The sequence below is a fragment of the Gammaproteobacteria bacterium genome (genome assembly GCA_035279405.1).
Lineage (GTDB): Bacteria > Pseudomonadota > Gammaproteobacteria > Natronospirales > REEB76 > REEB76.
On the sequence record DATEHU010000034.1, the window covers coordinates 228953 to 254623 of the forward strand.

Below are 25671 nucleotides of genomic sequence, written 5' to 3' on the forward strand. Positions count from 1 at the left end.
TTCTCTATCGGTCTCAAGCTTGGAGGTTGATTCCATGAATAACAGACTGGTCATTTCATCCACCATTGGGTTTATGTGTATCGGCTTGACGCTTTGGATGGGGGGACTATCCCCGACACACTGGGTCGCCGGTCCCAACATGCACGCCATGATCATGACGTTCACGCTCGGCAGCGTGGTATTGGGCGTCATGGCAATCCTGAGTTTCTTCCACGGCCGCACCCTGGATGCCATCATCTTTTTTGGCTTCGCCGGGTTGCTTATGACCTTGGGTCACGAGGGCATGGGCCAAATGGCAACCACCGGCGACTCATCCGGTACCATGGGCTGGTTCAGTCTGGTATGGGCAATATTCTTCTTCTATGTATGGATCGGCTCATTCAAGTCCGGCTGGGCGCGCTCGCTGTTCTTGTTGGCAGCGTGGCTTACTGGATTGGCCTATGCGTTACATGGCTGGCTGGGGATGGGTGTGTTCGAATACATCGGTGGCTATCTCGAGTTGTTCTCTGGCTTGGTGGCGGCCTACATTTCTGCCGCAACAATTATCAATCACGGCTGTGGCAAGAACTGCTTGAATACCGGCAGCACGGACGCACCCTGAACGTCTGGATTCCATCCAGGGATTGCAAACAGGGCGGGGTAACCCGCCCTGTTTTTGACTCCTGCAAATGGCGACAAGACTGACGATGATGTACAGATGGCTTGAAAGTCAGCTGGACAATCTGCGGCCATGGGCTGTACCTAGTGCCGCCGTCCGGGTCGCCGTTTTGGGGGTTCTTGGCGTCCTTCTCGGCTTTTCTTTGGCGCGGTTCGATATTTATCTCGGTCTACACAAGCTTGGAGGTTGATTCCATGAATAACAGACTGGTCATTTCATCCACCATTGGGTTTATGTGTATCGGGTTGACCGTGTGGATGAGCAATTTGCTCACCACCCATTGGGTAGCCGGGCCCAACATGCACGCCACAGTTATGGCCTTCACCCTCGGCACGGTGGTGCTCGGGGTCATGGCAATCCTGAGCTTCTTCCATGGGCGCACGCTCGATGCCATCATCTTCTTCGGCGCGGCGGGTTACTTCTTCACCGCTTCCCATGGGATGGGCCACATGAGTGCGCCGGGTGGAGACTCCTCCGGCACGATCGGATGGTTTTATTTGGTTTGGGCGATCTTCATTTTTTACGTGTGGCTGGGATCGTTCAAAGCCGGCTGGGCGCGTTCCCTGTTCCTGTTGGCCGCGTGGATTTCGGTGCTGTTCTATTGCCTTTTGGGCTGGCTCGGTCTGGATGTATTCAACTACATCGCGGGCTACGTCGGCTTGTTTGCCGGTTTGGTGGCGGCTTATATCTCCGCCGCCGAGATCGTCAATCATGGTTGTGGCAAGCAGATCTTGAACATCGGCTCCTCGGACGCTTCCTGATCGGCAAAGACGGAGTCCGTGAAACAGGGCGGGGCAACCCGCCCTGTTTTTTGGTGTCTGAGGCATTGGCATGGACAAGTCGCATCCCGTACTGTGGACCATCGGCCATTCGACGCGCACGTTGGGTGAATTGATCGCCTTGCTGCGCGAGCATGGCGTCACGCGGCTGGTTGACGTGCGCACGGTGCCGCGCTCGGCTCACAATCCTCAGTTCAACACCGAAACCCTGCCGGCAAGTCTCAGTGCGCAGGGTATTGCCTACACGCACCTGGCGGCACTCGGCGGTTTGCGGCATGCGCGCAAGGACTCGGTGAACACCGGCTGGAGAAATGCCAGTTTCCGCGGCTACGCGGATTACATGCAGACGGCGGATTTCGCCCGCGGCCTGGACGAATTGATGGCGCTGGGCGGCAAGGAAACCGTGGCCATCGTGTGTGCCGAAGCGGTGCCGTGGCGTTGTCATCGCTCATTGATCGCCGATGCGCTCACGGTTCACGGCATCGAAGTGCGCCACATCATGGGGCCGGGCAAATGGCATGCGCATAAGCTCACACCTTTTGCGCGGGTGGATGGCGTGCGTATTACCTATCCGCCCATATCGACAACTGCCGAGGATTGATGGTGCAAGGCGCTGCGCATTGCAGAGCCTTTGTGGTCTCCACGTTTGCGGGATTTGAGGCGCAACATCGGCCTCGCGTTATCGTGCGTGGGAGTAACATGGCCGTGGCATGCGGATGCTGGCTACAGTTGTGTGCTGACTTGCCCGGGCATGGCTGCGGCCGCGCGGCTTGCGCCCTGTACTGGCCGGCCGGATAATCCGCGCCATCGCCGCCACGACAATTTCGGTGCGTCGCGCGCCGTCACGGATCCGGATGCATGCCAGCCAATCGCAGTCATGAAATCGAGGGCCGCCCAATCCGCGTTTTCGACGGCCTCATCGCCCAGCCGGACATTTACCGCCTGACCGCGGCCATGGAAAGCGGCGCGTTCAAGCGTGACGAAGTCGCGCGCCCGGAAACCGCCGGTTTCCGGCATTGGGCGCTGAACATCCCGCTGGAAACCGCACCGCGGCTGCCCGTGTATCAGCCCACGCTCGATGCGGTGCGTGAATTTGACGGCGGCGAACGCTATCGCATTTACCGCTGTTACTGCAATCACGCGGGCTACGGCGACATGCTGTTCACGCACACCGATGCCGCTCCCGGCCAGCCAGGGTTGACGGCACTGTGGTACGTGGCGCCGGAATGGAATGTCGAGTGGGGCGGCGAGACTTTGTTTTTCAATTCACAGATGGATGCGGAAGTGGCGGTCAGTCCGCGACCCGGACGCCTGGTGGTGTTCGATGGCGCCATCACCCACGTTGGCCGTCCGCCGAACCGCATCTGTTATGCGCCGCGTTACACGCTGGCATTCAAATTGAAGCCCGAGAACTGACGCGACTTCGGGTCCGTTAAGGGTCAGTATTACCGCTCGTTGATACCGGCAGCGGTGGCTTAATCTTCCTCGGTGGCCAGCGTACGCGGTTTGACCGTGGGGCTTTTTGTCGGCGACTGGGTGTGGTGTCGGGCATCCAGCTTGCGCATCAGCGGCAGCACGGCCAGCGCGATCAGCGTGCAGACAATCCCGGCCACCCCCAGCCAGTTGAACAGGCGGGTGTAGAGCGGCATCATTTCCACCGGGTTGGTTATGGTGCTGGGCACGCTCGCAATGGTGGCGACCATGCCGCCGAAATACATGGACAGGCCGACGGCCACGTAATAGGCGCCCATCATGAAGCCACCCATGCGCGCGGGCACGTAGCGCGCGATCATCGCCAGACCCAGACCGCTGGTGAGCAACTCACCCAGGGAACCGAAGGCGTAGCCCCACACCATCAGCCAGGACGTGGTCTTGCCCGGGCCGGTCAGGAAATGGCCGGCCGCGCCGTAGATGAAGAACCCGATCGCCACCATGGCGAAGCCCATGGCGAATTTTGCCGCCACCGACAAGTCCTTGCCGCGCTTGCCGAAATGCGTGTAGATGAACGCGAGGATGGGCGACAGGATCATGATCCAGATGGGATTGAACGCCTGGAACTGCGCCGGCTTCCAGTCCCAAAGATGCAGGCCGAAAATGCCGAAACTCCAGTCCACGTTGCGCAGCGCAAACAGATTCAGCGACGTTGACATCTGCTGGTAAAAGATGAAGAAGAACACGGTCTGGATGGTGAGGATCAGCGCGGCGATTAGGCCCGGACGTTCGCTGGGCCGGCCGTTGCGGATCAGCCAGGCGAAAATCCCCAGCACCACCACGCCTGCCGCGTACACGAAAATTTTTGCCACCAACTGGTAGTTGAGGATCACAGCTGCGACGAACAGCGCGATGACCGCAAGACCCAGCACCGTCGCCAGCTTGCGCGGGTTGAGTGCGTGATGATCCGGCTCCGAGCCGATAAGTGTCAGGGTATGGCGCATGACCAGATAATTGACCAATCCCACCAGCAACCCGAGCGAGCACACCGCGAACGCCGCGTGCCAGCCGAAGTTCTGCCCATAGGTATCGTTGATGTAGTCCTTGATCCACGGTGTGAGCAGCATGGAAACCGTTGAGCCGATATTCACGGCCATGTAATAGATGGTGAAGGCGCTGTCGATGCGGGAGTCGTCGCCTTCATAGATCTTGCGTACCAGGTTGCCGGCGTTGGCTTTGAACAGGCCGTTGCCCACGACGATGACACCGAGTGCGCAGAACAGAAGCGAGGTGCTTGAGCCGGGCACCGCCATGAGCGCATAGCCGATGGCAAGCACAATGGCCCCGGTGAGCATAGTGTGGCGGCTGCCGAGGATCTTGTCGCCGATCCAGCCGCCGATAGCCGGAGCGACGTAGATCAATGCGGCCGCCGCCCCCCAGGTGAGGTTAGCGCGGGTGTCCGCAAAGCCCAGGCGCTCGACCAGGTAATACACGATTAGCACCTGCATGCCGTAGAAGCCGAAGCGCTCCCACATCTCGATGAGGAAAACCGTGGAGAACGAGCGGGTTTTGGAGACCGGGGCGGTTGATTGCATGGGGGATTCCTGATGGGGCGAAGGTGCCGTTTCGGTCCGTCGAATTTCCCCAAATAAATGGGGGGCGGCGCCAGTTGTACCTGATTTGCGCGCGGCTGTGAAGGCAAGTTCAGGGTGCAGCAGCGAGCGGCGAACCCGGCCATGAGCCGGGGTGCCGGCGACAGCAGGCTTTGCCAGCGAACGGGCGCGGCACGCACGGTCGCAGCTGACTATACTATGTGGGTCGCTACACCCGGGAAATCCTCATGTCGGTCAAGCCAGGCCACGAACGGCGCCGTTTCCAGCGCTTCCGTTTCTCCTCGGTCATCCGCGTCCGGCTGGGTGATACGGTGCAGGAGTGCGAAATGCTGGACATGTCCTTCCGCGGCTTTTTGGCGCGTTGCCCGTCCGACTGGCAACCGGCTGACGGTGACCGGTTGCGGGTGGAGTGGCGCCTCGCGGATCTCATCAAACTGGAACTGGATGCGCTGGTCGTGCATGTGCACGGCGGTCAAATAGGCTGCACCTGGGAAGCGCGCGATGCAGAAAGCTTCGCGCACCTCAAGCGCCTGGTGGAAATCAATCTGCTGGATTCCAAGTTGGTGGCGCGCGAGCTTGAGGCACTCAAAGTGGAAACCGGAGTCAGGCACCACGACGCCGTGCACTAGCTTTCGGTCTGAAGATCCAGGTTCAGTTGTGCCTGGTCCGGCGGCGGACGGAAGTGCGCGCTGCTCAAGTGCAAGCGGCGCATGTTTTGCAACCGGAACTTTTTGCAGGCCACCACAAAGCGCCGGGCAATAAGCTCGGCATATTCACCCGTGCCGCGCATGCGCGTGCCGAATTCTGCCTGGTAATCCTGGCCGCCGCGCATCTGGCGGATGATGCTCATGACGTGGGCGGCGCGCTCCGGCAGGTGCGTATTCAGCCATTCGCGGAACAGATCTTTCACTTCGTGCGGCAACCGCAGCAACACATAGCCCGCGCCACAGGCTCCGGCTTGCGCCGCCAACTCCAGAATGTGCTCGATTTCATGGTCGTTTACCACCGGGATAATGGGTGCGTTCAGCACGCCCACCGGCACGCCCGCGAGCGCAAGTGCGTGCACGCAGCGCAACCGTGCCCGGGGACCGGCCGCGCGTGGCTCCAGGCTGCGTTTCAGATTTTCATCGAGTGTAGTGATGCTCACCATGACGTTTGCCAGATCCTGTTGCGCCATGTCGCTGAGGATGTCGAGGTCGCGTGTCACCAGTGTGCTTTTGGTGATGATGCTCACCGGATGATGAAAGCGCTGCAGCACCTGCAGAATCGAGCGTGTGACTTTGAGCTTGCGCTCGATGGGCTGGTAGGGGTCGGTGTTGGCGCCCAGCGTGATGGGCGCGGGGCGATAGCCCGGCTTGCGCAGTTCGCTATCCAGCAGCTCCGCCGCGTTTTGTTTGTAGAACAGCCGGGTTTCGAAATCCAGCCCGGGTGAAAGATTCAGATAGGCATGGCTCGGCCGGGCAAAGCAGTAGATGCACCCATGCTCGCAGCCGCGGTAAGGATTGATGGATTGCGTGAAGGGAATGTCCGGCGATTGATTGCGGCTGATGATGGAGCGCGCCGTTTCCGGCGTAACTACGGTTTCCAGCGGCGGCAACGGCGGCTCTTCGATATCCCAGCCGTCGTCGAAGTTCCCGCGTCGACGGGTTTCAAACCGGCCTTGCGGATTGGAAACCGCGCCGCGGCCTTTGATGGGAACACGAGGTGAAACCGGCATGGCTGATCACTGTATACGCAAACAGTATTACTGGCTACAGCCCGCGACCTGAAAGGGCCGCATTTGGGCGCGCGCCGGGTGCGTGGTAAGGTAGCGCCCTCGCTCTTTTCCGTGATTTCAGCCGCTTTGCGGGTCAAATAACCATGTTCAAAGCTTCGGTATGTCTGTTGGGGGTGCTGGCAATCGCCGGCTGTGCGACGCTTCCACCTCCCAAGCCAGCCACACCGCTGCCGACACCGCCCCCGCGACCGGTTTTGATCGGCACGCCCACCAGCGAACCGTTGACGCCGCAGATGCAGGCCCTGCAGGGCGACGCCGCGGATCAGCAGGTTCTGGCGCGCTTCATCGTGTCCCCGGACGGAAGCGTGCAGCATGCGCATGCCATCTTCACGTTGTTGTCACCCGCGGACACTGCGACGGTGCTGAATGCGCTGGGCCAATGGCGTTTCAAACCGGCGATGCACGGGACTGAGGCGGTGGCCGGCGAGTTCATGTATCCGTTGTTCTTTGGTCCGGACAGTGCCCAGGCGCGCACGCGGTTTTTCTGCCGCAATCAGCCGTTGATGTACAAACCGGAAAGCGGTTGTGAAATTGTGGACTTTGGTCCTTGGCGGATTTTTCGCATGGACCCGGTATATCCCGCCAACCTTCTGGATCAGCATCTGGCCGGGAGTGTGACGCTGAGTTTCGATGTGGATGCGCGCGGTCGCGTGCAGGATCCCAAAGTCGTTAGCGCCACACCCCCGGGCGTATTTGACGCCACCGCGGTCGCGGCCGTGCGGCAGTGGTATTTCGAGCCGCTGCAGGAACAGAAAGATCCCGCCGAGCAGCACGTCACCGTGACGGTCAAGTTCACCCCGCCGGGCAACGGGGCCGGCGCCAACACTCATTCTCCGCCGCCGCGTTGACCTGCGGCGCGCATTTGGAGGGGATTGGCGAAAAACGCCCGTCTATGATTGAAACCGCCATATTGCTGCATGCCAGGGTGCAATCCATGAAAACAATCACACGCCTGACGGGCGGTGTGTTGCTGGCCTGCGCTGCATTTGCGGTGTGCGCTGCAGAGCCGGCGCCGCCTGCACCGGGTTACACGATTGCCCAGATCTTTGCCGAGCCGGGATTGACCGGCTACCACCCTGAACAGCTTGAATGGAGTCCCGACGGCCGCTCTCTGACCTATCTGCTGCGCAGCGGCGCCGACGGTCTGGCCGATCTGTACATTGTGGATGTAGCCAGCGGCAAGCGTGCATTGTTGCTGTCAGCCGCACAGCTTGCCGGCGCCGCGGCACCGCCCTCCAGTATCAAGAACCAGAGGGAGCAGGAGCGCATCACCCGCTACGGCGTGGCTGGCTATCATTGGTCACCGAAAGCCGATGCAATCTTCTATCTGAGCAACGAGCAGATTTATCTATACAAGCTGGCGACCCGTCAAACCACCCAGATTACGCATGCGCCGGGTGCGAAGCGCAATCCCCAGATGTCGCCGGACGAACAGTGGGTGAGCTATGTGACGGACGGCGACGTGCACTACGTTGCCATACAGGGAGGTCCGGTGCACAGCGTCGCGCCGCACCAGGCCGAGGTGCTGAATGGCGAGCTCAATTGGGTTTATACCGAAGAGCTGGATCTGCGCTCGGCTTACACTTGGTCGCCGGACAGCCGTTACATCGCTTTCCTGCAATCCGACGAGCGCCCGGTACACAGCTTTCCGCTCATCAATTACGTGGATCAGCAGCCCAGCGTGTATGAGCAAAAATATCCCGTCGCCGGCATGCCCAATCCCATCGTGCGTCTGGGTGTGCGTGATGTGCAAACCGGCAAGACCGTGTGGATGGCGATGGCCGGCACGCCAGACACGTATCTGCCGCGTTTCGGCTGGCTGCCGCAGGCCGACCGCTTATTCGGCGAGGTGCTGAATCGCGACCAGACCAAGCTGCAGCTCCTGAGCGCCGATCCCCAATCGGGTCAGGCGCGGGTGCTGGTGACGCAGACCGATCCCGACTGGATTGACGTGCGCGACGCTCCTCATTTCCTCAAGAGCGGCGGCTTCGTATGGAGCAGCCAGCAGGACGGCTGGCGTCACCTGTACCTGTACAGCGACGACGGCCGTCAGGCGCGCCTGCGGACGCCCGGCGATTACAACGTACTCAAGCTTGAGGGTGTGGACGAGGCGCGCGGCGAACTGTATTTCACGCGTTACACCCACGGGCCGCTGAATACGGAGCTGTACCGCGCGGCGCTGCGCGGCGGCGAGCCGCGCGCTGTCACCACCGAACCCGGCACGCACGACATTAACATGGCGCCGGATGCGCATCACTATCTCGACAGCTATTCCAATGTGCTGACGCCGCCGTCACTCACGCTGGTGAGCCTCGAAAACAGCCGGCGCACGCTCATTCAGGCATCTGCCAAGTTGCCTTATCGCTTTCAGAAGCCCCGTTTCTTCACGATTACGGCGGCCGACGGACGCACGCCGGTATACGCGCGCCTTACGCTGCCTCCGGATTTCGACGCGGGCAAAAAATATCCGGTGATCGTGTATCAGTACGGCGGACCGGACGTCGGCCCGATCGTGCGCGACGCCTGGGGCGGAACCAATTTCCTGTTTGACCAGTTGCTGGCGAATCAGGGATTTGTTCTGTTCGCCACCGACAATCGCGCGGCCACCTATTTCAGTCACCGCGATCAGGCGCTGGTGAAACTCCATCTCGGCAAGCTGGCGCTCGCCGATCAGCTGGCGGCGGTGAACTGGCTCAAGTCCCAGTCCTATGTGGATGCGTCGCGCATCGGCATCTGGGGCTGGAGCTACGGCGGCTACATGACCGCTTACGCGCTTACTCACGCGCCCGGCGTGTGGCGTGCGGGCATCGCGGTGGCGCCCGTGACCCAGTGGCAGGATTACGACACAATCTACACTGAACGTTACATGAGTACGCCGCAGGCAAACCCCGAAGGTTATGCCGAAAGCTCGGACGTGGCCGCCGCCAAGAATCTCGCCGATCCGCTATTGCTGGTAGCGGGTACCGGCGATGACAACGTGCACTGGCAGAACACCATGCAGTTCATCCAGGCACTGATTGATGCCAACAAGCCTTATCAACTGCTGATTTATCCCAACAAGACGCATGGCATCTCCGGCCCCGCCGCGCGCACGCATCTGTTTACCGCCATGCAGGATTTCTGGCAACGGGAGCTGTTGCGCTAAGGTCATGTACAAAGATTCGATTTGGGCTGTCATTGCTTTGACAGCCATCACCGGGACGGCTGCGGCAGCCGGCGTGTCCATGGCGTCGGGCAGCGGCCAGCATTTTGCCTTCGGTCATCCTGGCCCAGGCGCAGGGCCGGTGCAGGTGATTCATGTGCGCGTGCTCGACACCCTGCGTTTCCAGCCCGCGCGCATTGTCGTGACCCGCGGCGAAACCGTGAAATTCGTGGTTGACAACGTGGGCAAGCTGATGCACGAATTCGTGATCGGCGATGCCGCGGTGCAGGCCGAGCACGAAAAGGAAATGCACGCCATGCCCGGCATGACCATGGAGCATGACGTGAACGGCGTCACGCTGCCGCCGGGAAAGACCCGCGATCTTCTATGGACCTTCACCCGCGACGGCGTGGTGGAATACGCCTGTCACGAGCCGGGCCATTTCGCCGCCGGGATGGTCGGAAAAATCTACATCGAACCGCCCGGCCGTCACGGTTGATCTATCTTCAACCTTAGCCTGCGGGCAATTTAACGGAACAAATTCTTCACTTTACTGAGGAACGAACCGGAACGCATGCGCGTCAAGGTTCTGGCCCACTGGTCTTCCGCGAGCACCTTTCTCTCATAGTCCTTTTCTTCTTGTTTCATCAATTCCAGCACACGCGTATCTTCGTCCTCATCCAGCCAGTAGCCATGCTGGTTTGTGCAAACTTCCATTTCCAGTTCGTAGAACCGGTATTGGAATCGTTTGAGGGGCGCGCTGCACTCCGGGCATTTCGCGGTGGTGGGCGTGGTACTGAGGAACAGGGTGCCTTTGGCATCATCTCCAAAATCGAAGGCTTCATCTTCCAGTTGGTTGAGTTCCTGGCGTTCCAGCCACATCCCTTTGCAGGATTGACAGTAATTGACCTTGAGCTTGTGCCGGGTGGTTGGCGTCAGGTCCGAATTGCATTTAGGACATTTCAAGCATGTCTCCGTTGTCGCCCGCGTCTATTTGTAGTTAAGAGCTTATCACTTTGACTGGGGCACTGCCGGCATGATCATCCGGTTGGCGCGCAGGTTGCGCAGTTGGTTTCGCTGCGGCTGGAACTGCAAGCTGCGACATTTGCATGGGCACGGACGTGCCCGGCAGCCTGCGCATTTCGGAAGGCGGCATGCCGTGCAGCAGCACCGAGGCCGCGCCGATGACCGCCAGACCCAGCAGGCTCTCGGCCAGCACCGCGCGCGCGCAACTGCGCACGCGCGCGGCAATTCCCGACGCGGCAGGTTTGGCGCCGATGAAACCGCCGAGCAGTTTTCCGAACAAGGAGCGCGGCACCGGCTTGCCCGCGGCGCGGAGCAGCCGCGGCAACTTCACGTAACGGTTGTGGGCGCCGAAAATGATCATCAGGATTACGATGCCGAGCTTCACGTCGAGCGTCACACCGTAGCTAGTGGTCCACAGCGCGCGGAAACTTCCGAGTTCGCCGATTGCGGTGTAAATGCCGCTCGCCAGGATCACGGCGAGCGCGCCGCCCGAAAGCGTAGACAGGCGCTGGAAAACCACCGCGCTGCGTTCGCCGTCCGTGTTGCTGGCGCGCAGCAGCCCGGGAAAGATCGCGAGCGACATGCCAAACAGGCTGCCGACCCACACCGCGGCCGACATCAGGTGCACCCAGTCCACCCACACCGCAAAAGTGAAGTCGCCGTGGTCGGCGGGATGGCCGGTCTCACTGCGGGTGAGCGCGATGCCGGCCGCGCTGATCACCATGAGCCACGCCGCCCAGCGGTGGTGGCGGTGGCGCAGGCACCAGCCCCAGGCGAGCCACAACAGGAGCAGCGCCGGAATGCGCCACACCCACACATGGCCGTAATGCGTGACCTTGAGCGCGAGCGGTATGTCCGCGAACAGCTGGCTGAAGGATCCGCCGTTCAGCTCGAGCGTGCGCGACACCAGGATGCCGAAGCTGCCGAGCGTGAGCAGCGCCACGGCCACGCCCAGCACGCGTAGCACCGAGGTTTCGAGCGCGCCGCCCTCCTCGCGCGGCAGCACGGCGAGCCAGCAGGCCAGCAGGCCGATGACGGTAATCAGCATGCACACATCGAACGCGGTCAAAGCGATGTTGATGGGCATGGCGGGCCTCGCGATTATTGGATGGTGAAAGGGAAACGGCCGGCGGTGTGATGGCCATCGCGCGCGATCACGCTCCAGTACACCCAGTACTGGCCGGGAGGCAGCGGCACGGGGAGCGTGGTTTCGAGCAAGGTGTTGTCGCTGGATGAGACTTGGCCATTGCCTTGGCTCACCTGTGCGCCGGCGGCGTTTTTCACGATCAACGTGGAAAACACCGGTTCGATCTCGCCGTCGAACCAGATTTGTACCAGCTTGGGCGAAGGGCTGACGGTTGCACCGACGTGCGGCGAGGAATTGTCCGGGAAGGCATGGGCCCAGGCGCCCGGAGCCGGGCCGAGCGTCAGCAGCAAAAGTGCGGCGCAAACGGTGGTACGCATGTTGGCCGCCCTCATTGCCAGACCGGTGCGCCGACGGTGTGCGGCGCGAGGTCATCCAGGTAGAAATCGAAGCCCAGCAGGATCCCGACCGAATTGCCGGTTCGATGATTGATGGGAATCTGCAATTCCACGCCCCACTGGAAATAGTGTCCCAGCCAGATCACGCCGGGATTGATGTAGCCGGTGGTCTGGCCACGGCAGCCGTTGTCGAGACAGGTCTGCATCGGGAACTCGATGATCGGGATCAGGTTGTTGAACGGTGCCTTGATGCCGACGTACTTCACGAAGTTCTGCAGATAGGGAATGCTGTACTGCAGCGAGAAACCCCAGTTGAGCATGCGCGGTACATTACCGGCAGTGGGAAAATCCACGGATACGGCACCCGTGACCGCCAACGGTTTCAACCAGTTGGCCGAGACGTTGCCCAAGCCCTGGCCGAAAGCGAACTCCGGCGACCAAGTGGAGTATTCGGAGCCAATCGCCTGGCTGCCGGTGTGAGCGACGGAATCGGCCAGCGAAAACATGCCGATGGATTCGGAATTGTCGTTCTCGTACACCTGCCAGGCGCCGGCCACTCTTAAATTGTCCCAGCCGTGGACCGCCGGTATGCCGCCCGGCACCAGGCTCTGGTAATCGGTGCTCATCACCAGCGAGAACCCGGGCGTGATCGGCTTGGTGAAGGCCGCGGCCAGCACGTTTTGCTCGGTGCCGTCGGCGTAGATGTGGCTGAACACCAGCGGCAGTTCCGCGCCGATGCCCGGATCATCGAAACTCAGGGTCGCTGGGAACAGCCGCATGCCGGCGATGGCGTGGGCGTATACCGGTGTCGGGCCCAGCGCCAGCAGCGCAACCAGCAGCGGCCCGCTCCGGAGGTTGTGGTGCAAAACTCGCATGATTCGTCTCGCTCTCGTTGTGCCGCCGCCGCACGGCGACAGGATGGTTGTCAGCGGGAAACGCGGACCGCGGTGTCATCACGCCCGCCATGACGCGGAGTACAGGCTTTGCGAGCTGGGCGCCGTTGGCGCAACGGATTCTGCGGTGTCGCAGAGAGAGTCAGACGAGGGGTGGGGCGCGAGAGCGGTGCGTGACGTGGAAGACGCGTTCCGGCACCGGCGTCAGGTGTGGAACGAAGGCCAGGAACCGCGCCCGCACAGCGGGCGGTTGCGGCTGGAACGTGGGGGAGAACACATCCAGCGCACCGTGCGCCATCACCTGGCAGATGGGGCAGTGCAATTCGGCGGTCAGGGTTTCGTGATGATGGGCGAATTCCAGGGTGTAGAGGCCCACGGTGCACAGCACCGCCACGAGTAGCATTCCACTGAACCAGCGCGTGCGGCGTAGCCGCGTCAGCCGGATGGTGGAATGGTTTGAAGTTCGCTGCGAATTCATGCGGGTCATATCATGTTATGCGCACAGGGTACTGCAATCCCGGAGTTTTTGCAGGCGCGCCAAACGTGCCCAACTCATTGTGGGGCGGAGCGAACTGTTTCGAAACACAGACTGTCGAGGCAAGCGCTTCACTCGGCTGTGCCGTAAAAGCGGGCGAGATCCGCCTTGTATTGTGCGAGCGCCGGCACGTTGAGGTAGATCATGTGGCCGGACTGGTAGTAGCCGTAGCTGATGTTTTTCATCAGTGACGGGTCCAGGCCCATGTGATCCAGATCGTATTCGGTCTCGAAGAACGGCGTGGCGAAATCGAAATAGCCGTTGGCCGAGAACACCTTGAGGTGCGGATTCTCGGTCATGGCCGCGCGCAGGTTTTCCTCCACGTCCATGAGCGGATAGCTCTGGCCGCCAATGCGCTGGCCGTTGTCCCAGTCCTTGTTGACTTCACCGTAGTTTTCCACTTTGTAGGCTAGATCAGTTTTGTACTTGAGATCGTTTTCCAGATACCAGTGGAACGCGGCGGTGAATGCCGGGCCGATGGCCGAACCGGCCGGATCGTAGGATGGATTCTCGCCGGCGGCGTCGGCATCAATGCCTTCGAAGCGCGAGTCCAGGCGTCCGACGGTACGGTCCTGGCCACGCAGCAGTTCCTTCTCGAAACGGAAGGGATCAATGCGCAACTTGGCGTTCAGGATGTACTGCACCGACAGGCCGGTGTAGTCATGAAGCTTCTCGGCAATCGCCTGGGTGTCGGCGGCGCTCAGCTTGACGCCTTGGGCCAGCGCATGGGCGTAATCGCCGAGCGCGAAGCTGCGTACCTGCTGCAGGAACGCGGGCAGATCGGCGGGTTTGTTCGGCAGCTTGTCGTGATACCAGGCGGTGGCCGTCATGGTCGGCAAATACAGCTCATACGGCAGGTCCAGGCTGAAAGGCGGGCCGGGGAAATCCACGAAACCGTTGAGCCACGACGATTGCAGCACCAAGCCGTTGAGCCCAATGCCGTTGCGTTGCAGCCAGTCGGACAGGCCCGCGGCACGCGTGGTGCCGTAGCTCTCGCCGAGCAGGAACTTGGGCGAGTTCCAGCGGTTGTTGAGCGTGACGTAGCGCCGGATGAATTTGCCGAAAGAGGCGATGTCCGGATCGGTGCCGTAGAAATCCTTGCCTGTGCCCGTGCCCACGATGCGCGAGTAGCCGGTGCCGATGGCGTCTATGAACACCAGATCGCTTTTGTCGAGCAGCGAATATTGATTCTGAACCAGATCGTAAGGTGGAGGCGGCGTGGGTTTGGCGTCGCTGGTGACTACGCGCACCGGGCCGAAGCTCCCCATGTGCAGCCAGATGGACGATGAACCCGGCCCGCCGTTGAACAGGAAGGTGAGTGGCCGACGGTTCGCGTCCGCGCCGTCCCTGGTGTAGGCGACATAGAAGAAGCTGCCGATGGGTTTGCCCTGATCGCTGTCCACCAGCAAAGTGCCGGCCGTGGCGGTGTACTTGATGGTCTGGCCGTCAATCGTCAGGCTGTGGTGGGTGACCGAGCTGGTTTCTTTTGGCACCGGCAGCGCCGCTGCGGCCGTTGGGGACGGCGCATCGGCGGCAAACGCTGGCAGGGTCAAAATGCAGAGCAGCAGAGGCAACAGAACGATGGCTCTTTTCATGGCAGTTTCCTGTTGATACAAAAACACCCGCGTGGCCGCGGGTGTTTTGTTTTATGGGGAGTTAATGGCTGTCGGTCTCGTCGTACCACTTGGCGAGATCGGCTTTGTACTTTGCCAGCGTCGGCACATGCAGATAAAGCATGTGTCCCGAAGGATAGTAATAGAACTGGATGTTCTTGTAGATGGCCGGCGGCAAGTCCAGCTGATCCAGATCGAACTCGGTCTTGAAGAACGGCGTCGCCAGATCGTAGTAGCCATTGGCCGAGAACACTTTCAGGTGCGGGTTCTTGCGCATCGCATCGCCCAGATTCGCGGCTACATCCGGCAACGGCGGAGTAAAGAACGACCTGCGGCCCGGCAGCGGGTGCTTCCAGTCCCAGGGCCCGATGATGCTGTAGCCGGTCATGCGATAGGTTTCATTGGTTTCATATTTGAGTCTGTTCTTCACGTACCAATTCCACGCGGCCGTGTAGGCCGGGCCGATGCCCGTGTCGGAAGGATCGTATTCCGGGAAGGCCTGGTCGTTGTCGGAGTTGATGCCTTCGTAGCGCGCGTCGTAGCGGCCCAGGGTACGGTCGTCGTCGCGCAGCAACTCCGCGCGGAATTGCGTGGCCGAGACCTTGAGGTTGGCGTTTTTCAGGAACTGCGCGCTCAGCCCGGTGTATTGCACGAGCTTCGCGAGCACGTCGTTGTACTCCGACTGCGGCAGCTTCGAGCCCTGGAACAGCGCATCGGCGTACTCGCCGCGCGCGAAGGCCCGCACCTGCTCAAGGAACGGCGCCAACTCGGCCGGCTTGTTCGGCAGCTTGTTGTGATACCAAGCAATGGCCGCGTAGGACGGCAGATAGGTGATGTACTCGAGGTCGGTGCCCGGCATGGTGTCGCCGTAATTCAGGATGGTGGATTGCAGCACCACGCCGTTCAGCGCCACGCCGTTCTCTTGCAGCCAGTCGGCGAGATTCGCCGAGCGCGTGGTGCCGTAGGATTCGCCCAGCAGGTATTTCGGTGAATTCCAGCGGTTGTTCGCGCTGATATAGCGCTGGATGAACTGGCCGAAGCTCGCTACGTCCTGGTCCACGCCCCAGAAGTCCTTGCCTTCACCCTTGCCGACCAGGCGGCTGTAGCCGCTGCCGACCATGTCAATGAATACGAGATCGCTTTTGTCGAGCAACGAGTACTGGTTCGGCACGATGCCGTAAGGCGGCGGCGGCGTGGCTTGTGCGTCGCTCACCTCGACGCGCACCGGCCCGAAAGAACCCATTTCCAGCCAGACTGAAGAGGAGCCCGGTCCACCGTTGTACACGAAGGTTAATGGACGCGTTTTGGCCTCGGCGCCGTCCTTGGTGTAGGCCACGTAAAACATGCTCGCCGTCGGCTGGTTCTTTTCGTCATGCAGAATTATGGTGCCGGCGGTCGCCGTGTATTTGACCGTCTGGCCGTTGATTACGACGCTGCCCTGCGTGACTGACTTGGTTTCCTTGGGTACGGGAGCCGTGGTCGCCGGAGCTTTAGCCGTCGCCGCACCCGGCGCATCGGCGGCGAAAGCGGGGATGGCGAGCAGCACGGTCAGCAGAGGCAGGCTGGCGAAGATCTTGTTCATCGTCTTTCTCCAGTGGCAGGCAGCTTGGGCGTATGACCGCGAACGGCACGTCGGGTTCCGTGCGCCCGGGTCGGGGGTGGGAAGGCGGCGATATTACCCGATAGCCTGCGTTCGAAGCGGAAATTGCATAGCCGGGTTTGTAACGAAGTGTAACGAATTGTCATGCGCAGCTGGGCAAGCATCTGAAAACCAAGGGAAAGCGCCTCAGGCCAAGATTAACGGAAGTATGTATTTAGCGAAAGCAGACCAGAGCTTACAGCACCCCCTCGTCCTTCCTTCCCCCTTGCTGACGAGAGAGAAGGAGCGGTGTGTCACATCGTTTTGAACGCGTCGCGGGTCAGATTCTCGGGACCCGCGACGCGCGCCACGACGTTGTCTTCGATGCGGATGCCACCGTATTTGCGGAATTCGTTCACCTTCGGCCAGTTCACGTGCCGGCTGTGGTCGCCGGCTTTGAGCTGGTCCAACAATGAGGGAATGAAATACAGGCCGGGCTCGATGGTGGTGACAAAGTTTTGCTTGAGCACCCGGGTATTGCGCAGATACGGATGACCTTCGGGTTTGGGGATGACATCGCCGCGCGGGCTTGCCATGAAGCCGCCGACGTCGTGTACTTGCAATCCCAACAAGTGGCCCAAGCCGTGGGGTAGAAATGTACTGCTGATGCCGTTGGCCGCGATTTCCCCGGGCGACAAGCGCACGAAATCGAAATCATGCAGTAATCGTGCGATGGCTTGATGGGCTTCGAGATGCAGCGCCTTGAAATCGGTTTCCGGCCGGACTTTTTTGCACAGCATCTGCTGCTCTTTGTCGAGCGCATCAATCAGCGCCTGAAACTCATCGGGCTCAGCTGAATATGTGCGGGTCACGTCCGCGGCGTAGCCGTTTACCTGGGCGGCGGCGTCAATCAGGAATGAATGCCGGCGCGCAGGTTTCTCGCGCTCCCGGTATTGGTAGTGCAGCGTGGCGGCGTGTTCGTTGAGCGCAATGATGGCGTGGTAAGGCAGCTCGTCGTCGGTCTGGCCGCAGGCGGCACAAAAAGCCGTGTGAGTCTCGAATTCGCTGGCGCCTGCGCGAAACGCGTGCTCAGCCGCGCGATGGCCTTTGACGCTGATGGCATTCGCCTGACGCATGCATTCGAGTTCATAGTCGGTCTTGGCCGCGCGCGCATAGTGCAGCGGATTGAGCAGCGCTTCCGGATTCACGCCGGCAAAGCCCCAGCTCTTGAAGCGCTTCTGCCACTCGCCCAGGAACACGCAGCGGCGTGCCACCGGCAGCGCACGGGGCGCATCGTCGGGCCGCTTGATGACGCGGATGTCGAAGTGCTCCACCCAGAAACCCGACGGCGGCGCCGGTGGCAGGTACCAGTAATCCTCGGGCTGGTAGTACACCAGCACCGGTTTCTGTCCGGGCACATACACCACGAATGAGTCCGGCGCGTGCAGAAGCGGCAGCCAGTTCTTGAAATGTGGGTTGATCTGGAAGGGGTAATCCTGGTCATCCAGGAACCAACCGTGCGGACTTCCGGCAAATACCGCTACCGCATCGAAGCCGGCCGCCTCGAGCGTCTGGCTGAAGCGTTGTTTAACGGTTTCGAGATGCGCCGGGTACAGATCGGCGAGCGCGGACTTTCCCTCGCTGTCCGCGACCTGGCGTGGGCTGGGATGACTCTGGCGGCTCACGGTTGCGCACTCTATCACTGCACCCGCCGTGGCGCCGCCCTGTGCGCTGCCGGGATTTGACTACGGCCAATTGACGCCGTATAGTAGCTGCTCGAACAGCTACTAATAATTTCCATGGCGGATGTAGCACCATTGCTGCGGGACCTTGGGTTTGGCGAGTACGAAGCGCGCGCGTACGCGAGCCTTGTCTCTGCTGGCACCGCCAATGGCTACGAAATAGCCAAAGCCTCAGGTATGCCGCGTGCCAACGTGTATGCGGTTCTCGAAAAACTCGTGCAGCGCGGCGCGGCCCGCCGCATCAAGCAGCGCACCGGTGTGCGTTACGCCGCGATTCCACCCCGCGACCTGCTGCGGCATCTGGAGAGCGAGCATGCGCGCACGCTGGCCGCTGCGGGCCGGGCGCTCGAAGCCCTGGCACGCAGCCCGGAAGTTACCCCGGTATTCAATCTGAAAGATGAATCCGAGTTGCACGCCCAGGTAGGCGCGCTGATTGGCGGCACACGCCGCAGCCTGTTGGCCGCCATCCGGCCGCCTGAGGCCGCGAAGTTTGCGTCCCAGCTGCGCGATGCGCGGTCGCGGGGCGTCGCCATCACCACCTTGTGCATGGATGCCTGCGCCGAACCCTGCGGCGGCTGCCAGGGGGATCTCTACCGTTACTGCGTCCATCCAGACCAGCGTGGCCGCTGGCTGCTGCTGGTGGCGGATGAGGCGCGCATGGTCGCAGCCGAAATCGATGCGCAGGCGATGCGTGCGATTGCGACCGAGCAATTCCTGGTGGTGTCACTGGCGTCTGCCTACATCCGCCAGAGCATTGCGCTCGCCACCCTGGCGGGTGAACTCGGCGAGAAATTTCACGGGCTGCTTTCCGAGCATGCCCGGCAGGTTCTGGATGCCCTGCATCCCGAAGGCGGCTTCTTCGAGCATCTTAAAGAGATGACGGGAACGGTCGTTTGAGGTCCGCGAGAGCGGTCGTGTTTGTTTGAGTTGAGGAGGTCTTATGTACAAGCATCTATATAAATTGGCGGTACTGGGCACCGCCATCGCGCTGTTTTCCGGCGCGGCATTCGCCCAGAATCACGGTTCCGATCCTGCGCCGGCGGCGCAGGCCGGTTCCGGCACCAACATGTTCGGCGGCCCGATTTACAGCGGTGCTCCGGCCCTGAACGTCACGGCGGCACTGGTCAAAGCCGGCGGCGGCGCCGAGAATTTCGAGTTCTCGAAGGCCCTGGTGTCCATGCTCGGCGAGAAGACCGTGAACGCGGAAGTCGCCAAGCTCACCAAGCAGTACGGCAAGGATGAAGTCAACACCTTCATCACTGGCATGACTTATGCCGTCAAGGACGGCCTGAAGCGCGCCACCGAAGCCGGCGTCAAGCTGCCGGCTGCGCCCGCTGATCTGCATGGCGTGGCGCTGGCCCGCACGCTGGTCACCGCCGGCACCACGTCGGATGGCGTGTGGTGGTCCGGTTATCTGTTCGACCACGCACTCTCCCATGACTTGCATAACCAGGTGATGGAAGACATCAACACCAACGTCAGCACCCAGGCGGATCTGACCACGCACAAGATCCTCAACCAGGCGATGTTCGACGTGGCGCATGCGCTCGGTCACAAGCACGTGAAGCTTGCAACCCTGCATTGATTGCGAGGCCGTTTGGAAGACTGAAACGGGGCGGGCGACCGCCCCGTTTTTTTATGGGTGGATTGCAGGCGGTAAGATATCCAGCCTTTGTTGCGGAGACTTGCTCATGGAATACCGGCGGCTTGGAAAATCCGGCCTCAAGCTGAGTGCCTTGTCCTTTGGTTCCTGGGTAACGTTCAAGAACCAGGTGGATCTCAGGCTTGCCGAGCAGTGCCTGAAGCTCGCCTACGATGCGGGCGTAAACTTCTTCGATAACGCCGAAACCTACGCCAACGGCCATTCCGAACTCATCATGGGCCGGGCCCTGAAGAACCTCGGTTTCGAGCGCGATTCTTATTGTGTCTCCAGCAAGGTATTCTTCGGCTGTCGTGACCGGCCGCGCCCGACGCAGCAGGGCCTGTCGCGCAAACACGTGACCGAGGCTTGCCACCAGGCACTCGCGCGCCTGCAAGTGGATTACCTGGATCTGTACTTCTGCCACCGCCCGGATCCGGAAACGCCGGTCGAGGAAACCGTGCATGCCATGCACGACCTGATCCAGCAGGGCAAGGTGTTGTACTGGGGCACCTCCGAATGGCCGGCCGAGACCATCGTCGCGGCACACCAGATTGCGCGCGAGCGCAACTGGACGCCGCCCAGCATGGAGCAGCCGCAATACAACCTGTTTCATCGCGAAAGGGTGGAACAGGAATACGCGCCGCTCTACCGGGATTACGGCATGGGCACTACCATCTGGTCGCCTCTGGCCTCGGGCGTACTGACCGGCAAGTACGCCAACGGCATTCCCAGGGAATCGCGCCTGAACCTGCCGGGTTACGAATGGTTGCGCGACAAATATCAGAATGACGAAGGACGCCGCCGTCTGCGCGCGGTCGAAAAACTGGCGGTCACCGCCCGCGAGCTTGGCATGAGTGCGAGCCAGCTGGCGATTGCCTGGTGCCTGAAGAACCCCAATGTCAGTACCGTGATCCTGGGAGCCTCGCGCCTGGAACAGTTGCGGGAGAATCTGGGCGCACTCGCGCAGGCGTCCAGACTCCTGCCCGATGTCGTAGCGCGCATCGAAGCGGCTGCCAGCGCATGAGTCCGGCGCTTTCGCAATCCCAAGTTGCGGAAATCCATCGCCGCATGCGCGAGGCGGCGGAAGCCTACAATCGCGCCGATATTGCCACCGCGGTGCAAGACTGCCAGCAGGTTCTGGGTCTGCATGCGGAGTTCACGCAGGCCTGGCATTTGCTGGGGCTGTGCCGCTGGCAGCAAGGCCAACTGGCTGAGGCCGCCGACGCCTTGGAGCGTGCGGCCGGACCCGAGCCACGCGACGCGCAGGTCATGCACGATCTCGGCAACGTGTATTCGGATCAGAGCGCGTGGGCACCGGCCGTGCACGCCTATCTCAAGGCCATCGAATTGCACCCCCAGCAGGTCGAGAGTTTCCTCAACATGGGCGCGGCCTATGAGAACCTCGGGGAGCACGATCAGGCCGAGCGCGCCTATCAGCGTGCGCTGGCGCTGAACCCGCAGCTCGCGAGTGCAGCCGCGAGCCTTGCGTCACTCGCCGAAAGCGCCAATCGCCTGGACGATGCGGCGCGCCTGGTTGGGCGCGCGCTGGCGCTGGATGCCTCCGATCCGGTGGCCAATCTCACACGCGCGCAACTGGATTTTCGCAATGGCGATTTGGACGCGGCAGCCGCGCGGCTCGAAACCTTGGTGCGCGGACCGCTGCGGCCGCGCAACCGCTCGCTGGCATTTGCGCGTCTGAGCGCCATCCATGAGCAACGCGGCAACTATGAGCGTGCCTTCGCCTCAGCCCAGGAATCAAAGCAGGCGCTGAACGCCGGGGATGCGGCGCCCGGTCCGGGCGTGTACACCCTGGCCACTGTCGAGCGGGTTGCGCGGCATTTGGACAATCTGGTCGCGGGCTCCGCTAGCGGCTCGACGCCGACCGGCGAAATTCCGGCATTCCTAGTGGGTTTCCCGCGCTCCGGGACCACGCTCCTAGACCAGATTCTGTCCTCACATCCGCAGCTCGTAGTGCTGGAGGAAAAGGAGAATCTGCAGGATTTGTTGCGGGATTTTGTCACTCGCGACGCGGGATTGGAGCAGCTTGCGAGCATGGATTCCGCGGCGCTCGAAGCTTATCGGCGCAGGTACTGGACGCGGGTAGCGGAAGCTCTGCCGCGGCGCGATCCAAAAAAAATCTTCGTCGACAAACTGCCGCTCAACACGCTGTTCATGCCGCTGATCACGCGGCTGTTTCCGGCGGCCCGGTTCGTGTTTGCCGTGCGCGATCCCCGCGACGTGGTGCTCTCCTGCTACATGCGCGCCTTCGGGCTGAACGAAGCCATGCGCAATTTCCTCACGCTCGCGGGAACCGCGGAGCTGTACGCCGGGGTCATGCAGATCGGCATCCGCTGCCGTGAACGGCTTGGCGGCCAGGTGCACCTGATACGCTACGAATCCCTGGTGGATGATCTGGAAGGCGCCGCCCGGGGTCTGTGTACGTTCCTCGGGCTTGACTGGGATCCGGCGATGTTGCGGTTTCAGGAAACCGCGAAAAAAAGGCGTATCAACACGCCCAGTTATCATCAGGTGGTGCAGCCGGTGTACGCCTCGGCGCGCGCGCGCTGGCGGCATTACCGGAAATTTCTCGAGCCGGTGTTGCCGCAACTGCAACCCTTCTTGGATTTTTTCGGCTACAGCTGAGGGCAAAAAAATCCCGCGGCCCTTGCGGACCGCGGGATGGGTTACGGACGCGAGCCGATCTCAGTACCGGAACCCGATGCGCGCGTAGAAGAAGCGCCCAGGCACGTCGTACAAGGTCGGGTCGAAGCTGTTCAACTGTTGCCGTGTCGAGGACGGCGGTTCCTTGTTGAACAGATTTCGGATGCCGACGGTGAAGATCAGCTTTGCGGGATCGAAGTTGTAGCTCACCTGCGCATCGTGATAGATGGTCTGTCCCAGGTGGTTGGTGGACAGGCTGTTGTTGGTTTTATTGGGATTGGAGCACAGTCCCAAGTTGGTGAAGCTCAAGGGCGTATTGTCAAAGGAATCGGAGCACGACTCGGTCAGCGCACTGATGTAGCGCATGTCCCATTCCGCACGCCAATTGCCCAGAGTCCACTGCAGCGAGGTCCGCGCCTTCCAGTGGGGCACCCCGAACGGAAATACCGTACCGCCGCGTTCCACACCCGCCAGCTGAGTGACCAAAGCGGGACCGGTCGGATTCGGCTCGATCAGTTCGAAGCCGCGGATGTACGTGGCGTCCACGGAAGCCCGGAACTCGCCGACCGCGCCCGCCTGGAAGTCGTAGCTGGCGCCCAGATCGAATCCATCGGTGCGGGTGACTCCCGCATTGGCGACGGCGTCATTCAATACCTTGATAGCGCCGATGCCGCCGCGGACAATGCGGGAACAGTCAGCCAGGTTACCCGAGACATAGCAGCCGTCCATGATGGCCTGACCGCTGATCGGCTGGATGGTGTTGTTCACGTCGATCTTGTAGTAATCCAGATTGAAATTCAGGCCGGCGGCCCAATCCGGGCTGTACACGAAACCCACCGTGCGCGAGATCGAGGTTTCCGGCTTCAGGTTCGGGTTGCCGCTTTCCAACGTGTTGATCTGGACGTTCGTCTGGGCGTAAGCCGGCGAAACCGGCGAAACCCCGCCGATGCCGTTGGCACAACGCGTTTGCACCACGGCGGAAACGCCGCTGGTGGTGTAGTTGCTGCAGGGATCGTTGACGGTCGAGGACAACAGCGTCGGGCCGGCAAACAGGTCGTCAATGGTGGGCGCGCGGAACCCTTGCGACCAGGTACCGCGGAACAGCAAGGTGTCATTTACCTGCCATTTGAGACCGGCACGGCTGGTGGTGTTGCCGCCGAAGGTGGTGTAGTTGGTATGCCGCGAGGCCACGTCCAGATCGAGCAGTTTGACTGCCGGGATATTGGCGAGCAGCGGTATGTCGAATTCCGCATACACCGAATTTTCCCGGATACGGCCGGAAGTCGGCGGCACGGCCACTTTCGGGTTGAAGCTGTCATAGCCGTTCTGCGCCACGGAATCGGGGATGAAATACCCATCGTGTTCCAGGTATTGATAGCCGGCGGCAAAACCCAGCGGACCGGCCGGCAAATTGGCCAGATCGCTGTTGCTGATATCGGCATTGTAGATGCGCTGGTTATTCTGGAACTGGTTTTGCTGGGTATAAGCGCTGTAGGCCAACTGTTGCGAGGTGATCGGCGAAGTCTGGCCGCCGAAAAAGTTGATTGGTATGCAACTGGTGGTGGCCGCACAGGTGGCTGGGTCGCCCATCGCAGTGCGCAGATTCTGCACGTTGAACGAACCGTAGTTGGTGTCCAGCTCGGAGTCATTGGAGAAGATATAGCCCGCATCCCAATCCCATTCCGAGCCGCCGGCGTTGAAAAAGCCGCTGAAACCGCCGCTGAAACGGAAGGTGTTTTCATTCTCGGTGTAGATGCGCGGGCCGCCTTCCACCATGCGGCGACCCAGCAATCCGAGATAACCGGGTCCGGGTGCAACATTGGTGTTCAAATCAAATCCGAAGGGGTTGTATTGCTGATTGGCAGGAACGTCCGTCACGATGCTGGTGGAAGCGAAGAACAGCGGTGTGGGTGCCGCCTGCTGCCTCGAATTGCGCTTGCTGTACAGCATGTCGGCGCTGAACGTCAGGTTGTCCATCAGATCGGTGTGCCCGGCCACGTAGCCGCTGTAACGCTCCTGCGGCGTGAGCACGTAGTTGTAGGGCGCGTAGTTGAAGCGGTCTACCTGCTGGAACGGCGCAAACTGATTAGGCGCCGTGCCCGGTTGGCCAGGAATCAGCGTGAGATCGCAAAACGGCTCGTAGTTGGGAGCCGCAGCCGTACCGAAATTGGTGGTGGGGCACTGAGTCGAGGTCAGCCCGGTTGAGGCCGCCGGTCCATTGTTTGGATCAGTAGGAACGCTGTTGGTCGGGGGTACGAACACGAACCGGCCCTGAGGCGTCGCGGAACTGCCGCGGGTCTGCCCGGTACCCATGGTCGGTTCCTTGGAAATCGTGCGGTTGGCCGCCGAGATGCCGTTCTGGTTCATATACGACACGCTGAACACCAGATTGCTGTGGTCGTTACCGGTGCCGGAGGTGAAATCGTAGCTCTGGGTCTTGCCGTCCCAGCCGCCGCCAGCGCCGTGGCCGTCATACACGCCCATGTAGGCGTTAGCTTCGGTGCCGGTGAAGTTGCGGATGGTGATGATGTTGACCACGCCGGAAATGGCGTCGGAGCCGTACACCGCGGACGCGCCGTCCTGCAGTATTTCGATGTGATCGATGACGGCGGTGGGGATGGTGTTGAGATCCACCGTGCCGTCCAGACCCGTGACCCAACGTTTGCCGTTCACCAGCACCAGCACGCGGCTCGCGCCCAAATTGCGCAAGTCCACATTGGTCTGGCCGCCGCCGGTGTAGGTGAAATTGCCGCCGTCATTGGCCAGGGTGTTGAGCGCGCCGCCAGTGGATGTCAGGCGCTGCAGAATGTCGCCAATGGTGCTCAAGCCCGTGGCCTTGATCTGCTGCTGCGTAATGACCACGATGGGTTGCGCCTGTTCGATGCTGGTGCGCTTGATGCGCGTGCCGGTGACTTCCACCTTGCCGAGCTGAGCGGTAGCGGCGTTGGTGTTCTGGTTCTGATTCTGGTCCTGCGCGAGTGCAGCGGGACCGGCAATCAGGGAAGTCGCTACGCCGCACGCGAGTGCGGCCTGCACGGCTTGTTTGAGTAAGTTGCTGTTCGACATTGCTGTTTACTCCGTGAGAGTAGGATGTGACG

At 61.2% G+C, this 25671-nt stretch carries 23 protein-coding genes; 12 read left to right on the forward strand and 11 right to left on the reverse strand.

Translation table 11 applies throughout. The annotated features are described in order from the left end of the window. Positions 1 to 34 precede the first annotated feature (34 nt). The 4 genes from VJR90_08940 (at position 35) to VJR90_08955 (ending at position 2853) form a co-directional block, all read left to right on the forward strand. Positions 35 to 601: a hypothetical protein gene (locus VJR90_08940; protein ID HKV97599.1), complete on the forward strand. Its 567-nt coding sequence runs from the start codon at positions 35 to 37 to the stop codon at positions 599 to 601. A gap of 251 nt (positions 602 to 852) precedes the next feature. Next, complete coding sequence (locus tag VJR90_08945) at positions 853 to 1419, forward strand: hypothetical protein (protein ID HKV97600.1); 567 nt, start codon at positions 853 to 855, stop codon at positions 1417 to 1419. Positions 1420 to 1489: 70 nt separating this feature from the next. After that, the gene (locus VJR90_08950; protein ID HKV97601.1) at positions 1490 to 2038 is read left to right on the forward strand and encodes a DUF488 domain-containing protein; all 549 of its coding nucleotides are present in this window, start codon (positions 1490 to 1492) and stop codon (positions 2036 to 2038) included. 257 nt (positions 2039 to 2295) lie between these two features. Then, the gene (locus VJR90_08955; protein HKV97602.1) at positions 2296 to 2853 is read left to right on the forward strand and encodes a 2OG-Fe(II) oxygenase; all 558 of its coding nucleotides are present in this window, start codon (positions 2296 to 2298) and stop codon (positions 2851 to 2853) included. A gap of 59 nt (positions 2854 to 2912) precedes the next feature. Here the strand turns inward: VJR90_08955 and VJR90_08960 are convergent, their stop codons facing one another. After that, positions 2913 to 4463: an oligopeptide:H+ symporter gene (locus VJR90_08960; protein ID HKV97603.1), complete on the reverse strand. Its 1551-nt coding sequence runs from the start codon at positions 4461 to 4463 to the stop codon at positions 2913 to 2915. 245 nt (positions 4464 to 4708) lie between these two features. On the opposite strand from VJR90_08960, the gene VJR90_08965 reads away from it, so the two are divergent. Further along, positions 4709 to 5110 (forward strand): PilZ domain-containing protein, encoded by a 402-nt coding sequence (locus tag VJR90_08965; protein ID HKV97604.1) that lies wholly within the window; start codon positions 4709 to 4711, stop codon positions 5108 to 5110. On the opposite strand, the gene VJR90_08970 is transcribed toward VJR90_08965, so the two are convergent. Continuing rightward, entirely contained in the window at positions 5107 to 6198 is a 1092-nt protein-coding gene (locus VJR90_08970) for a PA0069 family radical SAM protein (GenBank protein ID HKV97605.1), read from the reverse strand. The genes VJR90_08965 and VJR90_08970 overlap by 4 nt on opposite strands. A 143-nt stretch (positions 6199 to 6341) precedes the next feature. Between VJR90_08970 and VJR90_08975 the strand changes: the two genes are divergently transcribed. The 3 genes from VJR90_08975 to VJR90_08985 all read left to right on the forward strand — a co-directional run bounded on the left by VJR90_08975 (position 6342) and on the right by VJR90_08985 (position 9899). Continuing rightward, the gene (locus VJR90_08975) at positions 6342 to 7106 is read left to right on the forward strand and encodes an energy transducer TonB (GenBank protein HKV97606.1); all 765 of its coding nucleotides are present in this window, start codon (positions 6342 to 6344) and stop codon (positions 7104 to 7106) included. A gap of 86 nt (positions 7107 to 7192) precedes the next feature. Continuing rightward, on the forward strand, positions 7193 to 9403 hold the full coding sequence (locus tag VJR90_08980) for a DPP IV N-terminal domain-containing protein (protein HKV97607.1): 2211 nt from the start codon (positions 7193 to 7195) through the stop codon (positions 9401 to 9403). A 4-nt stretch (positions 9404 to 9407) separates the two neighbouring features. Beyond that, on the forward strand, positions 9408 to 9899 hold the full coding sequence (locus VJR90_08985; GenBank protein ID HKV97608.1) for a plastocyanin/azurin family copper-binding protein: 492 nt from the start codon (positions 9408 to 9410) through the stop codon (positions 9897 to 9899). Positions 9900 to 9928: 29 nt separating this feature from the next. On the opposite strand, the gene VJR90_08990 is transcribed toward VJR90_08985, so the two are convergent. The 8 genes from VJR90_08990 to pepQ form a co-directional block, all read right to left on the reverse strand. After that, the gene (locus VJR90_08990; protein ID HKV97609.1) at positions 9929 to 10366 is read right to left on the reverse strand and encodes a zf-TFIIB domain-containing protein; all 438 of its coding nucleotides are present in this window, start codon (positions 10364 to 10366) and stop codon (positions 9929 to 9931) included. A gap of 34 nt (positions 10367 to 10400) precedes the next feature. Then, positions 10401 to 11513 (reverse strand): CopD family protein, encoded by a 1113-nt coding sequence (locus tag VJR90_08995; GenBank protein ID HKV97610.1) that lies wholly within the window; start codon positions 11511 to 11513, stop codon positions 10401 to 10403. Between the two features lie 14 nt (positions 11514 to 11527). Further along, complete coding sequence (locus tag VJR90_09000; GenBank protein ID HKV97611.1) at positions 11528 to 11890, reverse strand: copper resistance protein CopC; 363 nt, start codon at positions 11888 to 11890, stop codon at positions 11528 to 11530. Positions 11891 to 11901: 11 nt separating this feature from the next. Then, complete coding sequence (locus tag VJR90_09005; protein ID HKV97612.1) at positions 11902 to 12783, reverse strand: hypothetical protein; 882 nt, start codon at positions 12781 to 12783, stop codon at positions 11902 to 11904. 160 nt (positions 12784 to 12943) lie between these two features. Continuing rightward, complete coding sequence (locus VJR90_09010; GenBank protein HKV97613.1) at positions 12944 to 13279, reverse strand: hypothetical protein; 336 nt, start codon at positions 13277 to 13279, stop codon at positions 12944 to 12946. A gap of 128 nt (positions 13280 to 13407) precedes the next feature. Beyond that, complete coding sequence (locus tag VJR90_09015; protein ID HKV97614.1) at positions 13408 to 14931, reverse strand: peptidase S10; 1524 nt, start codon at positions 14929 to 14931, stop codon at positions 13408 to 13410. A gap of 61 nt (positions 14932 to 14992) precedes the next feature. Next, complete coding sequence (locus tag VJR90_09020) at positions 14993 to 16531, reverse strand: peptidase S10 (protein HKV97615.1); 1539 nt, start codon at positions 16529 to 16531, stop codon at positions 14993 to 14995. Positions 16532 to 16842: 311 nt separating this feature from the next. Next, positions 16843 to 18213 carry a Xaa-Pro dipeptidase gene (gene pepQ, locus VJR90_09025; protein ID HKV97616.1) on the reverse strand — a complete coding sequence of 457 codons (1371 nt, stop codon included), beginning with the start codon at positions 18211 to 18213 and terminating at the stop codon, positions 16843 to 16845. A gap of 114 nt (positions 18214 to 18327) precedes the next feature. On the opposite strand from pepQ, the gene VJR90_09030 reads away from it, so the two are divergent. The 4 genes from VJR90_09030 to VJR90_09045 all read left to right on the forward strand — a co-directional run bounded on the left by VJR90_09030 (position 18328) and on the right by VJR90_09045 (position 22555). Continuing rightward, positions 18328 to 19167, forward strand: coding sequence for a helix-turn-helix domain-containing protein (locus VJR90_09030; GenBank protein HKV97617.1), 840 nt, complete (start codon positions 18328 to 18330; stop codon positions 19165 to 19167). Between the two features lie 43 nt (positions 19168 to 19210). Next, positions 19211 to 19855: a hypothetical protein gene (locus VJR90_09035; protein HKV97618.1), complete on the forward strand. Its 645-nt coding sequence runs from the start codon at positions 19211 to 19213 to the stop codon at positions 19853 to 19855. A gap of 106 nt (positions 19856 to 19961) precedes the next feature. Continuing rightward, on the forward strand, positions 19962 to 20936 hold the full coding sequence (locus VJR90_09040) for an aldo/keto reductase (protein HKV97619.1): 975 nt from the start codon (positions 19962 to 19964) through the stop codon (positions 20934 to 20936). Further along, positions 20933 to 22555, forward strand: a complete 1623-nt coding sequence (locus tag VJR90_09045) for a sulfotransferase (GenBank protein HKV97620.1) — start codon at positions 20933 to 20935, stop codon at positions 22553 to 22555. The genes VJR90_09040 and VJR90_09045 overlap by 4 nt, the downstream gene beginning before the upstream one ends. Before the next feature lie 60 nt (positions 22556 to 22615). Here the strand turns inward: VJR90_09045 and VJR90_09050 are convergent, their stop codons facing one another. Next, positions 22616 to 25639: a TonB-dependent receptor gene (locus VJR90_09050; GenBank protein ID HKV97621.1), complete on the reverse strand. Its 3024-nt coding sequence runs from the start codon at positions 25637 to 25639 to the stop codon at positions 22616 to 22618. Positions 25640 to 25671: the final 32 nt, after the last annotated feature.

Bases quoted from the DNA above. Each gene is read 5' to 3' on its own strand.
- VJR90_08940 (HKV97599.1), top strand. From the start codon at position 35: ATGAATAACAGACTGGTCATTTCATCCACCATTGGGTTTATGTGTATC.
- VJR90_08945 (HKV97600.1), top strand. From the start codon at position 853: ATGAATAACAGACTGGTCATTTCATCCACCATTGGGTTTATGTGTATC.
- VJR90_08950 (HKV97601.1), top strand. From the start codon at position 1,490: ATGGACAAGTCGCATCCCGTACTGTGGACCATCGGCCATTCGACGCGC.
- VJR90_08955 (HKV97602.1), top strand. From the start codon at position 2,296: ATGCCAGCCAATCGCAGTCATGAAATCGAGGGCCGCCCAATCCGCGTT.
- VJR90_08960 (HKV97603.1), bottom strand. From the start codon at position 4,463: ATGCAATCAACCGCCCCGGTCTCCAAAACCCGCTCGTTCTCCACGGTT.
- VJR90_08965 (HKV97604.1), top strand. From the start codon at position 4,709: ATGTCGGTCAAGCCAGGCCACGAACGGCGCCGTTTCCAGCGCTTCCGT.
- VJR90_08970 (HKV97605.1), bottom strand. From the start codon at position 6,198: ATGCCGGTTTCACCTCGTGTTCCCATCAAAGGCCGCGGCGCGGTTTCC.
- VJR90_08975 (HKV97606.1), top strand. From the start codon at position 6,342: ATGTTCAAAGCTTCGGTATGTCTGTTGGGGGTGCTGGCAATCGCCGGC.
- VJR90_08980 (HKV97607.1), top strand. From the start codon at position 7,193: ATGAAAACAATCACACGCCTGACGGGCGGTGTGTTGCTGGCCTGCGCT.
- VJR90_08985 (HKV97608.1), top strand. From the start codon at position 9,408: ATGTACAAAGATTCGATTTGGGCTGTCATTGCTTTGACAGCCATCACC.
- VJR90_08995 (HKV97610.1), bottom strand. From the start codon at position 11,513: ATGCCCATCAACATCGCTTTGACCGCGTTCGATGTGTGCATGCTGATT.
- VJR90_09000 (HKV97611.1), bottom strand. From the start codon at position 11,890: ATGCGTACCACCGTTTGCGCCGCACTTTTGCTGCTGACGCTCGGCCCG.
- VJR90_09005 (HKV97612.1), bottom strand. From the start codon at position 12,783: ATGCGAGTTTTGCACCACAACCTCCGGAGCGGGCCGCTGCTGGTTGCG.
- VJR90_09010 (HKV97613.1), bottom strand. From the start codon at position 13,279: ATGAATTCGCAGCGAACTTCAAACCATTCCACCATCCGGCTGACGCGG.
- VJR90_09015 (HKV97614.1), bottom strand. From the start codon at position 14,931: ATGAAAAGAGCCATCGTTCTGTTGCCTCTGCTGCTCTGCATTTTGACC.
- VJR90_09020 (HKV97615.1), bottom strand. From the start codon at position 16,531: ATGAACAAGATCTTCGCCAGCCTGCCTCTGCTGACCGTGCTGCTCGCC.
- VJR90_09030 (HKV97617.1), top strand. From the start codon at position 18,328: ATGGCGGATGTAGCACCATTGCTGCGGGACCTTGGGTTTGGCGAGTAC.
- VJR90_09035 (HKV97618.1), top strand. From the start codon at position 19,211: ATGTACAAGCATCTATATAAATTGGCGGTACTGGGCACCGCCATCGCG.
- VJR90_09040 (HKV97619.1), top strand. From the start codon at position 19,962: ATGGAATACCGGCGGCTTGGAAAATCCGGCCTCAAGCTGAGTGCCTTG.
- VJR90_09045 (HKV97620.1), top strand. From the start codon at position 20,933: ATGAGTCCGGCGCTTTCGCAATCCCAAGTTGCGGAAATCCATCGCCGC.
- VJR90_09050 (HKV97621.1), bottom strand. From the start codon at position 25,639: ATGTCGAACAGCAACTTACTCAAACAAGCCGTGCAGGCCGCACTCGCG.